At 54.7% G+C, this 13,364-nt stretch carries 13 protein-coding genes and 2 pseudogenes; 7 read left to right on the forward strand and 8 right to left on the reverse strand.

Annotated features, from left to right (window positions below; all coding sequences use genetic code 11):
* Window positions 1–266: 266 nt before the first annotated feature.
* Entirely contained in the window at window positions 267–701 is a 435-nt protein-coding gene (locus ACW8F6_RS04365) for a hypothetical protein (protein ID WP_491574626.1), read from the forward strand.
* A 28-nt stretch (window positions 702–729) separates the two neighbouring features.
* Here the strand turns inward: ACW8F6_RS04365 and ACW8F6_RS04370 are convergent.
* Window positions 730–855: pseudogene (locus ACW8F6_RS04370) on the reverse strand (IS110 family transposase); the annotation flags it as partial.
* A 30-nt stretch (window positions 856–885) separates the two neighbouring features.
* Here ACW8F6_RS04370 and ACW8F6_RS04375 point away from each other — a divergent pair.
* The 4 genes and pseudogenes from ACW8F6_RS04375 (at window position 886) to ACW8F6_RS04390 (ending at window position 3,025) form a co-directional block, all read left to right on the forward strand.
* Window positions 886–1,239, forward strand: a complete 354-nt coding sequence (locus ACW8F6_RS04375; RefSeq protein WP_491574627.1) for a hypothetical protein — start codon at window positions 886–888, stop codon at window positions 1,237–1,239.
* 262 nt (window positions 1,240–1,501) lie between these two features.
* Window positions 1,502–1,603 (forward strand): annotated as a pseudogene (locus tag ACW8F6_RS04380) (transposase); the annotation flags it as partial.
* Between the two features lie 209 nt (window positions 1,604–1,812).
* Window positions 1,813–2,481 (forward strand): class I SAM-dependent methyltransferase, encoded by a 669-nt coding sequence (locus tag ACW8F6_RS04385; RefSeq protein ID WP_491574628.1) that lies wholly within the window; start codon window positions 1,813–1,815, stop codon window positions 2,479–2,481.
* An 85-nt stretch (window positions 2,482–2,566) separates the two neighbouring features.
* The gene (locus ACW8F6_RS04390) at window positions 2,567–3,025 is read left to right on the forward strand and encodes a hypothetical protein (RefSeq protein WP_491574629.1); all 459 of its coding nucleotides are present in this window, start codon (window positions 2,567–2,569) and stop codon (window positions 3,023–3,025) included.
* 121 nt (window positions 3,026–3,146) lie between these two features.
* Here the strand turns inward: ACW8F6_RS04390 and rlmF are convergent, their stop codons facing one another.
* The 3 genes from rlmF to ACW8F6_RS04405 form a co-directional block, all read right to left on the reverse strand.
* The gene (gene rlmF, locus ACW8F6_RS04395) at window positions 3,147–4,097 is read right to left on the reverse strand and encodes a 23S rRNA (adenine(1618)-N(6))-methyltransferase RlmF (RefSeq protein WP_491574630.1); all 951 of its coding nucleotides are present in this window, start codon (window positions 4,095–4,097) and stop codon (window positions 3,147–3,149) included.
* A gap of 387 nt (window positions 4,098–4,484) precedes the next feature.
* Window positions 4,485–5,681, reverse strand: a complete 1,197-nt coding sequence (locus ACW8F6_RS04400) for a lipase family protein (RefSeq protein ID WP_491574631.1) — start codon at window positions 5,679–5,681, stop codon at window positions 4,485–4,487.
* A gap of 31 nt (window positions 5,682–5,712) precedes the next feature.
* Window positions 5,713–6,237: a DUF6795 domain-containing protein gene (locus ACW8F6_RS04405; protein WP_491574632.1), complete on the reverse strand. Its 525-nt coding sequence runs from the start codon at window positions 6,235–6,237 to the stop codon at window positions 5,713–5,715.
* A gap of 417 nt (window positions 6,238–6,654) precedes the next feature.
* Between ACW8F6_RS04405 and ACW8F6_RS04410 the strand changes: the two genes are divergently transcribed.
* Window positions 6,655–8,385 carry a hypothetical protein gene (locus ACW8F6_RS04410; RefSeq protein ID WP_491574633.1) on the forward strand — a complete coding sequence of 577 codons (1,731 nt, stop codon included), beginning with the start codon at window positions 6,655–6,657 and terminating at the stop codon, window positions 8,383–8,385.
* A gap of 43 nt (window positions 8,386–8,428) precedes the next feature.
* Here the strand turns inward: ACW8F6_RS04410 and ACW8F6_RS04415 are convergent, their stop codons facing one another.
* Both ACW8F6_RS04415 and ACW8F6_RS04420 read right to left on the reverse strand, forming a co-directional pair.
* Window positions 8,429–9,388, reverse strand: coding sequence for an HlyD family secretion protein (locus tag ACW8F6_RS04415; protein WP_491574634.1), 960 nt, complete (start codon window positions 9,386–9,388; stop codon window positions 8,429–8,431).
* A gap of 3 nt (window positions 9,389–9,391) precedes the next feature.
* Window positions 9,392–9,736 (reverse strand): DUF3302 domain-containing protein, encoded by a 345-nt coding sequence (locus ACW8F6_RS04420; RefSeq protein WP_491574635.1) that lies wholly within the window; start codon window positions 9,734–9,736, stop codon window positions 9,392–9,394.
* A gap of 254 nt (window positions 9,737–9,990) precedes the next feature.
* Between ACW8F6_RS04420 and ACW8F6_RS04425 the strand changes: the two genes are divergently transcribed.
* Window positions 9,991–11,568 carry a peptide chain release factor 3 gene (locus ACW8F6_RS04425; protein ID WP_491574636.1) on the forward strand — a complete coding sequence of 526 codons (1,578 nt, stop codon included), beginning with the start codon at window positions 9,991–9,993 and terminating at the stop codon, window positions 11,566–11,568.
* A 63-nt stretch (window positions 11,569–11,631) separates the two neighbouring features.
* Here ACW8F6_RS04425 and ACW8F6_RS04430 read toward each other — a convergent pair whose 3' ends face one another.
* On the reverse strand, window positions 11,632–12,375 hold the full coding sequence (locus ACW8F6_RS04430) for a gamma-glutamyl-gamma-aminobutyrate hydrolase family protein (protein WP_491574637.1): 744 nt from the start codon (window positions 12,373–12,375) through the stop codon (window positions 11,632–11,634).
* Entirely contained in the window at window positions 12,372–13,361 is a 990-nt protein-coding gene (locus ACW8F6_RS04435; protein ID WP_491574638.1) for an amidoligase family protein, read from the reverse strand. The genes ACW8F6_RS04430 and ACW8F6_RS04435 overlap by 4 nt, the downstream gene beginning before the upstream one ends.
* Window positions 13,362–13,364 lie beyond the last annotated feature (3 nt).

A 13,364-nucleotide genomic window follows, 5' to 3' on the forward strand; every position in this document is an offset into this window, starting at 1 on the left:
GGAAAAGAGAAGGTTCAGGGGCAGTGGCGTTTATATAGTATGGTGCATAACATCGAAAAGCTCATGAAACACAGTTCGATAGGTTGGTAACGCTAGTTATCCACAGTAACTACACCTAAAAATCAAAAAAGTACGCATAAGAAGAGATTATGTAAAGTGTACCTGTTTGTTTTATGATCGGTAAAATTAATTCAAAGGGGCTGTGGATAAGTGGATATTAAAAACGTTTTTCTACAGCCTCGTTATGCATCTCTAGGAAGTAAATAGTGGAAAATATAATTTCGGATATTCAGTCCCTACATTGGTGGTTTTCGGTAGTTATTGTAGGCATTGGTATTAATTTGTTTTCGGCTTACGTAAAACCATCGATGGATTCGTTCTGGGCGAGATATTCATCAAAAAAGAAGGAAAAACTAGAAATAGAGAATGCTGCTAAAGTTGCTACCATTTCTAGGCTAAAGGGTTCTCAGGAAGAGCGCTATTCATATCACCTAGAGGCTATTGAAGCGAGATTGGAAAGTATTTTTATTATGGTGGTTGGGGTGGTAGTTGTCATTATAGCAAGAGGCTCTAGCTTAGTTATGCTTTCTAGTGCAGCAAGCTTTATTTCTCTGTTTTTTATGATGTCCGGCATGAGAAGTATGGTCACTTATCACAAAATGAAGATCATTCTTAATGAATCTAAGATGAAAAATGCATAACAAGTGACTATGGTCGAAAGTCAAGCACTTAGGCCATTTTCTCATCCCAGTAAGTATTGTTTTTTACCATCATATTTAGGATTGTCAGTTGCTTTCGCATACAGGCAACAAGCGCTACTTTCTTAGGCTTCCCTGCTTCCACCAGTCTCTCGTACATAGGTTTCAGTTTAGGATGACTTTGTATTTGAAGCAAAACATTATTGCACTAGTTATTTTGGCGGTTTCAGGTTGCGCTGCAACCCCCGACTATCGTGATTGTTCTGTTAGCGACACGGGTGTGGAGGCGGAGCGCCGAGGTGCTTCATCATACAATGATGAAAAGGATAAAAAGATTTGTGGGCGAGATTTTCTTTCATGCTTACTTATAGACATTCCTTTTGATATTTTATCGAGTATGTTTTATGAAAATGTAGAGAATGCTATAAAACAAAGCGCTGTCGAAGGTGAATGCCCTGAGGAGCGTTGGCCAGATGATCCATCCTATAAGCCTGAAGGAGATAGGCATAGTAAAGTGGTTGGCGCCCTACAACTTCTGTAGTAGTTAATTGCCGTTTAGTCCGTTTCCGCTTTATTTTATTCCTCGCCACGCTTGAGAGGTGGAAGTAAGTGCTAGTTTAATCTGCGTGCTAACGTTGTTGGCATGTTAGCAGCCCAGTGATGCCAATAAATAGCTGAGGCCAAAAGTAGAATATTTTAGTAATCTATGTGCAGAAAATACAGCAATGAGCCGCGACAGCTAGATTCTGCCCATGCTCAAGTAGGTAGAAGCTTGCACCTCAACCTGTCAGTTCTGCTGGTAGCACGGCATGAGTTCTGCCACCTTCTGAAAGTGGCGGGCTAAGCATGGCGGCATGGATGCATCCTTAATGGCACGCCTGAAGAAGCTTGAAGTTGAAAATCGGGACCGAAGGGTTTGACTCTTTTATCGAAATTCTAATTGAGATTCTATGTTACCTGACTCTAATAGTTTCTTGATTTAAGATATCGAACGGTAAGTTTAGACCTCTAATAGAATGTTAGAGTGTCGTTGCCTTACTGGTTTTAAAGCGGATGATTCTACAATCAAAGCCGCTGCGGTTGGTAGCCCGCTATTCAGGAGGGATTTGGCCCCATGAGTGAAAGTCGAATATTGAAATCCTGGAGAAGTAACGTTGAGCCTTGGTCGAAAGCCGTTCGTGAACGGCAGATAGAGAGCAGGCGGGTGGTGACAGACGAGGCTGTGGTCAGCTTGTTGTCTTCATTGCCCGGCAATAGGCTGCTCGATATTGGCTGCGGTGAGGGTTGGCTCGCTCGGGCGCTTGGTGCTCGCGGTTTTAGCGTCACGGGGATTGATGCTGTTGCTGGCTTGGTAGAAAAAGCGCGACAGCGGGGCGGCGGCGAGTTTCATGTTATGGCGTATGAAGAGATTTCAGAGAGTAGCATTACAGAAAAGTTTGATATTGCTGTATGCAACTTCTCGCTGCTTGGAAAAGCGTCCGTTGAGCATGTGTTTAAGCAAGTCCCTAAACTGTTGAATAGCGGCGGTCGTCTGGTCATTCAGACACTGCACCCGCATGCGAGCTGTGGCGATGCGCCTTACGTAGACGGTTGGCGAGAAGGATCTTGGTCGGGTTTTAGCGATGCGTTTGTTGACCCTGCGCCCTGGTACTTCCGAACCTTGGCATCGTGGATTGCGTTGTTTCACGAATGCGGGATGACGCTCACTGCGATTCAGGAGCCAGTGAATCCACAGACGGGGAAAGTGGCATCGCTACTGATGGTTGGGTGTGTCTCCCTCTAGGTCAAGATCAATCGCACGCGATTTGACACGAGCAATACATCGCAGGTAGCTTACGGCCACTTACATTTAAGCAAGGCAAATTGATATGGATGTTTTGGCAATGCCCGTTAACAAGTCCTTGTTGGCGGCTGGGGTATTGAGTTTACTAGCGGCGTTGATGCATGTGGGTATAGTTTTTGGCGGGCCCGCTTGGTATCGCTTTTTTGGTGCAGGCGAAGGCATGGCACAAATGGCAGCGCGGGGCGATATGTATCCAGTATTGCTGACATTAGCCATAGGTGCGTTACTGGCGGTGTGGGGCCTGTACGCCCTGTCTGGCGCCGGGCTTTTGGTAAAGCTGCCGTTGGTGCGTCTTGGGTTAGTGGCCATTACAACCGTTTATTGCGTGCGCGGTGTGTGTGGCATGCTCTTACCCTTTGTCGCAGATAACCCCTATGTGGCGGCTCAGGGGCTTAGCTTTTGGTTGTGGTCTTCTGGTATTTGCCTGGTTTTGGGCGGTTTGCACCTGGTGGGCCTGTGGCAGGTTTGGGCAAGGCTAAGTTAGCCCACGGTGTTGTTACAGAATAGGGCGCTGTCTGTTCGCTGCTCGGCAATACGGGTAAATGGGTGATGCAAGTGGGCGATGCTAATAGGCGGGTGATGATGGCAGCATGAGGCTGTGGAGCTTAAAAGCGCCAAGCCAGTACCCGCGTTTTTTTATTGCCCTGGTGCATGTCCAGTACGTCAATGGATGTTGCCCCAAGTTTCTTCAATGTTTTTTCTGTGGGTTTTAGGCTGTCGCAGTCTGATACCAAGCTGGTGAACCACTGACATTGATCTTTAAAGGCCTGGCTTTCCTTGGCCATTTTTTTCAAAAATAATTTTTCGCCCCCATTGCACCAAAGTTCATCGGCAGTGCCGCCAAAATTGAGCGGTGCTGAGGCAGTGGCTTGCCCGCCTAGGTTAACTCGTTTGCGGCGATTGGCTTTGAGTGCCGCCTCGGCCGAGCTGTGAAAGGGCGGATTGCACACGCTGAGATCAAACGTTTCATCGGCATGAATAATTCCCGCAAAAATCTGGTGTCGCTCGGTTTGCTGGCGGAGCTGAATGCGTGCTGCGGCGCGCGGATTGTGCGCGAGTATTCGCGCCACATTGGCCAGGGCTTGCGCATTGATATCCGTGGCGACGCAGTGCCAGCCAAAGTGCTGGGCGGCGAGCAGCGCGTAGATGCCGTTGTAGCCAGTGCCAATATCCAGCAGGTTAATTATTGGCGAGGTGGTTGTGTGGTCGCCCGCCGTGTTGACAGAGGGCTGCGCCAAACCCAGCCAGTCGGCAAGGGTGTGCAGATAGTCTATGCGGCCCGGCACGGGAGGGCAGAGCGCGCCTTCGGGTATATCCCACTGTGCAATGCCGTAGTGGTAGGACAGCAGCGCGGCATTGAGCGCTTTGACGGCCTGTGGCTCTGCGTAGTTGATCGATAGTTCACCCTGGGCATTGGCGTGAACAAACGTCGCCAGTTGGGGCCAATGAACGGTGAGCGCGCTGAAGTCATAACCTTGGCGGTGCAGGTTGTGAGGGTTTAGCCCTTTGGCTCGGAGTTGGTGTGATGCGGCTGGGCCTGGTGTGGGAGTTTTCACTGTGGGTATCTGTTGGCGGTTGGTGCGGGCACGCTAGGGTGGACTAACGCCATTGTAACGATTCGCGTGGCTGGTGTGTGGCTCGACGCAACGGATTGCACATCTGTGACCAGTGCATTTGTTGCAGGAGCTTATCGCCAGAGATAGTAAAGCCCCAGGCAGGAGGCAAAGCAAATCAGAAAACCAGCGGCATATTCGGCCAGCGGCCTCAGCTCGGGGTTGTGTGTTTTGGGGTGGGCTTTCATGACGCCGGCTATGAGAAAGCATACCAAAAAAAGCGACAGCAATAATTTGCCAGTGAGAATCAATAGAGCCATGGGGCCTGCAGTCAATTTCGCGCGTGTTTGGGTGTGGAGACAGCCGGGTCAGTGACCCGGCTGTCTATGGCTAGAGTTTGCGCAAGGCGTTGCGGGCCTCGCGGTTTGCTTTTTCAGTGATGCGAATCAGCACTTGCTTGATCAGACTTTGGGTTAATTCTTTACGGCTTGCGGCCACCTTCATGCCCAGTGCCTGCATCAGCTTGCGCATCAGTAACTCTACCCAAATGCTGATGTTCTCCGCCAGATCTATACCTTTGGCAAGGATGTAGGCAATTTTGTCGGCCAGAGTGAAGGCGCCAATCAAGGCGCTTTGCAGAGCCATGATAGCCACCATAGCGACCTTTTTCAGTACATAGATTAAGGCGGAATCCACCCATTGCCAGAAGCTGGCGCTGTTAATATCCACCGGTGATTTGGAGCGCAACCACTCCTCCACAAAAGATTCGATATTGTAGGCCTGCTCTGGAATATCGTTGAGGTCTTTCCAGGTTTTGTTTTTAACCGACTGGATGTAGTTGGCCATCTTGTGGGCCGTGCCGGTGGTGAGCGGGTCGGCAGAGTAAAGGTAGTGGCCATTTTTTTTGTAGGGCGCGTGCATAAACGGGTAGAGCGCTACCATGGTAACGGGGTCTGTGCGATGGTATACCCGGTGCAAATTGGGCTCGCCCACCGATGAGGTGGTGCTGCTGGCAAACCAGTCTGTGCCGACGCGCGGCGCGCCAAAGGTGTAGAGCTTGGTGGTGCAACTGGTGTTGCGCGAGGCCCAATCGGCGGCGAGCGAGGCCACGGCGCCACCTAAGCTGTGGCCAATGCAATGGATCGTGCCCGTTGCTTTAGATTCGGCCACAAACTGCTTGATGTCGGGCAGCATGCTGTTAAAAGTGTGATTAAAGCCAATGTGCACCGGCAGACCGGCTTTCGAGGTGGTGATGCCAATGCGGGCATCGGTAATAACGTCGGCGTTGTTGTTGGCATCGGTGGTGCCGCGAAAGATTAGAAAAATGTCGCCGTCATAGGTGCCGGCGCCCATGGCGCACAATCCAAAGCCATCTTTGGCCGCGCGAAAAATGCGCCCGCCTACGTGTGCGGTGAGCTTTTTTTGGTGTGGCGGCGTCTGGGCTTTATCTTTGGGTGAGGACTTATCCGGCTTTTTAAAAATGCGCGCCATTAAGAAGGTTTTCAGTGCAATTTTGTCATTGCCGTTGACGGCATACACATTGTTGGCTAAATCTGCCGCCATGGTCGGGTTGAGTTCAGTTGCCATTCAAACACTCCTTATTCTGGTGGGTGCGCTGCTAGTCCTCTACGGGCATGTTCTCCCAGCGGCAGCAGGTCAACACGTTTGGGATTGTTGCGTTGCTTAGGTAAACCGGAATTTCTTCTGCGTGAATGTCGCACACTAACTGGCGCAGGGGGCCGTTGGTTTCGGCGTAGAGCTCGGGTGCCAGTTTGCTGTTGTACCAGACGTCGTAGCGCTCGCCGTCAATCTCTGCTTCTACTTTTGCCGAGGCTGTAAACTGTACAAGCGCGCTTAAGGCCAGGGTTTCTTCGTGGGTGGGCAGAGTGAAGTGGCCATTGGCGTCGGTTTCAAATTGTTGTTCAGTGCCGTCTTCGTTGCCATTCCAAGTTAGGCGGCGAAAAATTTTTGTGTGGGTCAGTGGCTGCCCGTCGCGCAGTAGCGTGCCGGAAAATTCAGAGGCAATCACATAGGTTTCGTTTTCGCCGGTTAGCAGCACATTTGACTCCTTGTTGGGTTGAGATGAATCGGCGCTGCAAGACAAGCAAAGGGTGCAGAGCAGCGCAACGGCAAATTTTGTCATCCAGTTCTCTGTGCAGGTTAGCGGGTTCGGGCTGCCCGATGCGCGTGTCATCATTGTTAATATTGTGTTTAATACTTTTGTATTGACGGCAATTCGGCAGCGATCCTCGATTGATCTTAGTGGCGGCGTTAGTCCCTGGCAATAAGGGTTTGCGGAAAAATGGATCAAATTGTCAGGTTTTTGATCGGTTGCGCAGTTTTTTGAGCGACCGCTGTGGTCAGCGCTGCAATTTCTGATAATGGTGTGTGCGAGGCGCTGCTATTGTCGTCAGCAGAAAGTAGCAGGCCAAGATTGCGCCGAGGTGACAACCCAAGTTCGCAGCTGGGCTGCGCATTGGCATAGTGGCGCCAGTGAGTCGATATTCACGCCATACGGCGGCAGATGCATGAAGCGATTACAGAGTGAAAAGAGGAAAGCATGAAGGGATGGTCGTTGGTTGTGGGTGTGGCCGTTGTCATAGGCGCCATCCTGGCAGGGGCCTGCTGGGTGGCGGGACAAGACATCTCGGCCAAGGCGCCGCGCTACGGATTTATTCGGGCCCTAGACGATGCCGTGGTGGTGCACTATGACAACCACCTCGTTTGGCTAAATGCACAGGGTGAGGAAACTCAGGCGGTAGATTTGGCGGCGCTCGGGCTTCAACTCGCCGGGGATTTCGATTTCTTTGATGGCGGCGGTACGCAACTGTTGGCCTATCACCGCGCGCATACGTCAAGCCTTTGGTTTTCGCTGCAGCGGCTGTTTCGGCAACAGGCGGTACTGGATTATGAGCCGCGCGGCGACGAGGGCTTTTACCGCTGTGATTTACCAGCGCGCAGCTGTAGCCCCTTTGCCGCGCAGCTGCCGCGTTTTGACAGCGCCTTCCGGCTGGCCGTCGATCGCGCAAAGTCTCAAGTGTATGTGGCCCACACATCGGCACTCAGGCTTTTTTTACTGGATGTCGAGGGCAGAGTGCTGGCCCGGGCCGGCGCCGACAATCGGTTTAAGTTTCCCAATGCGCTGGCGCTGACCGAGGGCAAGCTGTGGCTGGCCGATACCAATCACCACCGTTTGGTGCAGCTGGCCGCCACGCCGGAAGATTTTGGCGCTGTACTCGCCGAGTTGCCGGTGCGCCTGAGCGGTCAGCACCACTGGCCACACCAGGTTGCCTGGTGGCCGGCGTCGGCGCAGTTTTGGGTGCTAGTGGGCGACAACGCTCTGCGCAATGGCCGCCTGGCAGTGCTTGACGACGCGGGCCGGTTGCTTGGCGAGGCGCAGGGCTTGGCACTGGCCGACCCCATGGCGCTGGCGGTCTGGCGCGATCAACTCTGGGTTGCCGATTTTTCCTCGCCGCTGCTGCATCGCTATCGCGCACTTAATCAGGTGCTGACATCGGCCGGCCCAGTGGCGTCGCCCACGCTTGCGCGCCTGGCGGCGCACAGCCAGGCCCAGGTAGACAAGGGGCAGCGTTGGCAGCAGTGGGGCCTGATTGGTTTTGTGAGCGTGCTGGTATTGGGCGTCGTTGCCGCGCTGGTTCTCGAGCGCGACGCCTCGGTAGCGGTGTTTTCAGGGCGCACCTCTGCCCTGGCCAGCCGGGTGAATGCGCCGGCTGCGCCGGTCGACCAGCCTTTGTGGCTGACTAACATCGCGGTTAAACGCCTGCGTCAGTTTCAATGGGCGTTGGTCGCCATGGCCGCTTGCGCCTTTACCGGACTGGCCTTGTTCCCGGAGTGGGCGACGCTGCCCTTGGAACTGTTGTGGCCATTGATGGCCATGGGCCTGCTACTGGTGCTGCTTGCGGCGCTGGCCTATGTGCTGTTGCTGCGCTTAAGTCGCCTGCGTTTGGGGGTGGTAAACGATCAGCTATTGTTTGCCGCAGACGACGGGGAGTCGCCGCAAGCCCTGCAGCCGGTGCAGCTGTGTTACACCGAGCACTACCTAGTTGCCGACGGTCTTGCCATTGCGCTTGGGCGCCCGGGGCAGCGAGTGTTTGACGAGCAGCAATTGGCGGACTGGGTCTTTCCCCGCTTGAAAGCGGCGCGGCAAATATCCGTTTGGTCGCTGGGGTGGCGATTGTGGCGTTTGCGGCAACTGGAGTTTTTATTGCCGGCGGCCATGGTGGGCAGCGCGCTATTGGCGATGGTGTGCGTGCAGGTCTGCGGAATATGAAGATACCGAGCCGCTTGCGCGGCCCGGTTTACTTGGCAGTGAATCAGTGAAAGGGGTATAGGTAATTTACCCAGGCGCTCATGCGCAGCAGAATTTTGCGGATGATGGCAAAGTGCTCGGCGTGTTCGCTGTAAACGGCGGCCTGACCAAAGGCTCCCAGGGGAACTTCGTGGGCCAGCGCTGCGTAGCGCTCGTCGGTGACGCGCATGGTTACCGCCACCCTGCCGGGTTGTGCGATGGGGTTAAAGCCCAGCATGTCGCCCGACGCCTGTACTTGGCCCTCGCGCAGGGCGGGTACCACTTGCACCACTTCGGCGGCAAAAACTTCGCCGGGAATGCCATCCAGCGCCAGCTCTGCACGGTAGCCGGGCTTAAGCCTTAACAGCGCGTTCTGGCGAAAGAAGGCGGTAAAGTAGACCTGTTCGCTGTGCACAAAGACCATTACTGGCCGCAGTGGTGCGGCAACGGCGCGCATGCCGGGGCGCAAAAAGTCGTGGGTGACATAGCCATCGGTGGGTGCGCGCACGACGGTGTTGTCCAACTCAAACTGCGCGGTTTTTAGCTGAGCGTTTAGATCGTGGTAGGTGGCCATGGCCTGATCGTAATCGCGCAGACTAACGGCGCGCTTTCCCCACAGAGTTTTCAGACGTTCGTAGTCGTGCTTGGCCGCTTCCACGCGGGCGGTGAGCGCATCGACCTTGGCCTGAAAGGGCACTGGGTCGATGGTGAATAGCGGCGTGCCGGCCGTTAGCGGCTGGTTGGGCTGTACGTGCTTGGCGATCACCGTACCGCTGACGTTGGGCACGATGGGCGTGGTGACATAATATTCTCGCGCGCTTTCGGAGTAGGGGTGGTTGTAGTTCATGGTGAACATGATGACCGAAATCAGTACGACCCCGCCCAGCACGGCGGTGGGCACCGTCCATTTATTCAGCGGCAGCTTAAAGACTTTAAACACCAACACGCACAGGGCGGCATAGCTAAGGATCATTAAGGTTTCCATGGCTTAGGCCTCCTGAGTGGTTTGTTGGCGGGATTCGAGCGCTTGCACCCGCGCGCGCAGTTCCTGCAGCTCGGCCTGTAGCTCGGAGCTCGTCTCCGCGGCACCTGCGCCGGTGTGATTGAAGCCCCAGCCGCGATCTTCGCGGTAGAGGGTGGCCCATATCCAGAGGAAGGGCCAAATCACATGCAGGGTGAGGATGCTGATCCAGCCGGCGACGTGGATGGCATCTTGGTGGGGGTGATTTCGGTGTTTGGCAATTTCGTAGGGAATGTCGTGAATGACGATAATGCCGTAGAACATCGTTATCGCAACAAACACCAACATTATCAGGGCGGCGTAGTCGAGCACGGTTATTTCCTTTCCGTAAAGGGTTAAAGATTGCAAATCCGAGCCAGCATTATGGTGCAATTCTCCACATTCTGAAACCTGAAATGACCCGCTTTGGTGGCTGTGTCTTACCTGACATGGGCGAGTGTTGTACACCCCCTAAGGAGGCCCACATTGATTGGTGCCGATTGCCGGGGCTACCGGAGTTTGACTATCCCACGGCAAGCCTTCCCCGCTATAATGGCGGGCTTTATGCCTTCATTTGAGTTTTTGCCATGAGTCAGTTTCAGGCCGCCGTCGATAAGCGCCGCACCTTTGCCATCATCTCGCACCCCGATGCTGGTAAAACCACCGTCACCGAAAAGCTGTTGCTATTGGGCCAGTTGATTCAGATGGCGGGCTCGGTCAAGGGTAAGCGCGGCCCCCACGCCCGCTCTGACTGGATGAGCATGGAGCAGGAGCGGGGTATTTCGGTGACTTCGTCGGTCATGCAATTTCCCTATCACGATCGCGTAGTTAACCTGCTGGATACACCCGGCCACGAGGATTTCTCGGAGGATACCTACCGGGTATTGACGGCGGTGGACTCGGCACTGATGGTCATCGACGGCGCCAAAGGTGTGGAAGACCGCACCGTAAAACTGATGAATGTGTGCCGATTGCGCGATACCCCCATCCTGTCGTTTATTAACAAATTGGACCGAGACATCCGCGACCCCATTGAAGTCATGGATGAGATTGAAGAAGTCTTGAACATTGCCGCAGCGCCCATCAACTGGCCGCTGGGGTCTGGGTCGCTGTTTAAGGGCGTGTACAACTTGTATACCGACACGATTACCGTGTACGAGAGCGGCCACGGCCACACATTGCACGACTTCCGGGAAATCCAGGGGCTGGGCAGCGACGAAGCCACCGCGCTGCTGGGCGACGAGGCCGACGATATTCGCGATGAAATCGAGTTGGTGCGCGGCGCTACACACCAGTTTGACGTTGAGGCATATTTGGCGGGCAAGCAGACGCCAGTATTTTTTGGTACGGCGCTGTCGAATTTTGGCGTGAAAGAAATGTTAGACGGCTTTGTGGAATGGGCGCCAGCACCGCGCGCGCGCGAAACAGAAACCCGGCTGGTCGACGCCAAAGAGACGAGCTTTTCGGGTTTTGTATTTAAAATTCAGGCCAATATGGACCCCAAGCACCGCGACCGGATTGCCTTCATGCGGGTGTGTTCTGGCGCCTACGCCAAGGGTATGAAAATGCGCCACGTGCGCTTGAACAAAGATGTGAAAATTGCCGATGCCGTGACCTTTTTGGCGGGCGACCGCGAGCAGGTGATCGAGGCCATGGCGGGCGATATTATTGGTCTGCACAACCATGGCACGATTCAGATTGGCGATACTTTTACCGAGGGCGAAGACCTGAAGTTCACCGGCATTCCCAATTTTGCGCCAGAACTGTTTCGCCGCATTCGCCTAAAAGATCCGCTGAAAACCAAGCAGCTGCAAAAGGGCTTGCAGCAGTTGTCGGAGGAGGGTTCAACCCAGGTGTTTTTCCCGCAGGCCAATAACGACATCATCGTGGGCGCCGTGGGTGTGCTGCAGTTTGAGGTGGTGGCCTACCGGTTGAAAGACGAGTACAAGGTGGACGCCATTTACGAACCTATCAGCCTGAGCAGCGCGCGCTGGGTAGACAGCAAAGACCCGAAAAAATTTGAAGAGTTCAAGCGCAAGTGCCACGACAATTTAGCCCTGGATGGCAGCGGGCACCTCACCTATCTGGCGCCTACGCGGGTGAATCTGTCGCTGGCCGAAGAGCGCTACCCAGAAGTGCGCTTTCGCGCTACGCGCGAGCACTGACACCCACTCGCCCCTGACTTATCCTGTATTTTTTGCAGCGACCGGTGCTTTAGCGGCGCCGGTCTACAATTCTGGTGAGCGATTAGCCGCGGTAAAAACCCTGCGCGTTTGGGATAGGGTTAGGCGCGCCTGCTGGGGATCGCGGGCGGCGGCCTGGCAGAGGCCGCGGAACAATTTGCGCTGGGCGCCTTTGTAGGGCAAGTATTCAGGGTGCCATTGCACGCCCAGGGTAAAGCCGTTGTCGGCCTCCACCGCCTGCACTAAATCATCGTTATCGCGCGCCACAATACGCAAACCCTCGCCGGGTGTGGCAATGGCCTGCTTGTGCAAACTGTTCACCTTTAATCGCCGGCGCGCGGTGAGTTTAGCCAGTTGCGAATCCGGTGCAAGGCGCACGCCTTTTAGGGGGGTAATAAAATTTCTGTTGCTGGTGTGGCGCCGCAATGGCCGCACATCGGTGAGCAGGTTGCCGCCCTTGACCACATTCAAAAGCTGCGCGCCCCGACAAATACCCAACAGTGGCAATTGCTGGGCAAGTGCTTGTTCAATGACCGCAATTTCGAGCGCGTCGCGCGCGGGGTCATAGGGATAGCCCAGTATGTCGTCGCCCTGGTAGTGGGCGGGCTGAATGTCGCTGCCGCCGCCGATGATCACGCCATCCACAGGGCGCGCCAGCTGGGGTTGCGCCGGGCTGATATAGTGCGGCTTGGCGCCGAGCCAGCGCAACAGCAAGCGGCAGGCCCACCAGCCCGGCTTCAGGCCGCGATCTGGGCCGGTCACGGCAATGTGGGGTTTGGCCTGTATCATAGCTGCAGGGCTTTGGAGGCGTGTGTTTGCCAGCGGTTGTCCAGGTGGTGGCCAAAGCGGTCCAGCTCTTCGGTATAAGCCAGGCACATTTGCGCCAGGCGCTCGGGGTCTTCCGCCAGCCACTCCACTGCTAACCATTCGTGCCAGGCGATATGGATGCCCCAGTTGGGATTATCGATATCTGAATTGGGCAGGCGAAAATGAAAGGTGGGCCTGGCTTTGATGCGCGCGTCATCGAGCGTGCGCTCAATAAAATCCTCATCCAAAAATTTAAACAGCGGCAGCAAATCCAGACTTCGATTGCGCGTGGGATTGTGCGCGACGTAATCGTCCATCAGGGTGGCTAAATCCGGCTGATAATCTTCGGCGATTACCTTGCGAATATAGTCTTCATCAAAGTGGCGAATATGCGGCGTGAGCTTGCGGGAAAAGTCCGGGCGCTCGCGCGCAACAATGCCGTCGTAGAGGCACAGGTAAGCTTGCAAGTGCCGCACAATGGCGGTGGCGCTGAGGTCTGGCAGATCGGGATTAAGGTGTACGCCAAAGGCATACTGCGGCGCCTTGCGAGTACCCAGTGCGCCTTGGCTGCGCAGATCGGCCACCAATTCGTTCAGGCTGTCTAACTGCGTGACCGGTATCGGTGGGCTGACCAGCTCCCAGGGCACCCAATTTTCGGCCAGGTCTTTAATGATGCTGCCGGCATCGTCCAGTGGCGAAGGCAGCTTCATTTCGCAGGCCTGTTGGTAGGCTTTTTTTACCGGCGTCGAGTCCAGTTCTACGGTAAAGTCGCCCATGCGGGTATCGAGCACGCCGTATTCCAGCGGGCCCTGCAAGGCTTCATCGCCGCCGAAGTGGCGCTTGATGGCGGCTACAATTTGCAGCGGCGTTAAGCCCGCCATTTCAATTTCAACGCCCACCTTGCGCACCTTATCGTCGTGATTCAGGCGCTGGGGCGGGAGTTTACAGGTGCTGTGTAAGCTATTCATAAA

The sequence above is a fragment of the Simiduia sp. genome (genome assembly GCF_058345725.1).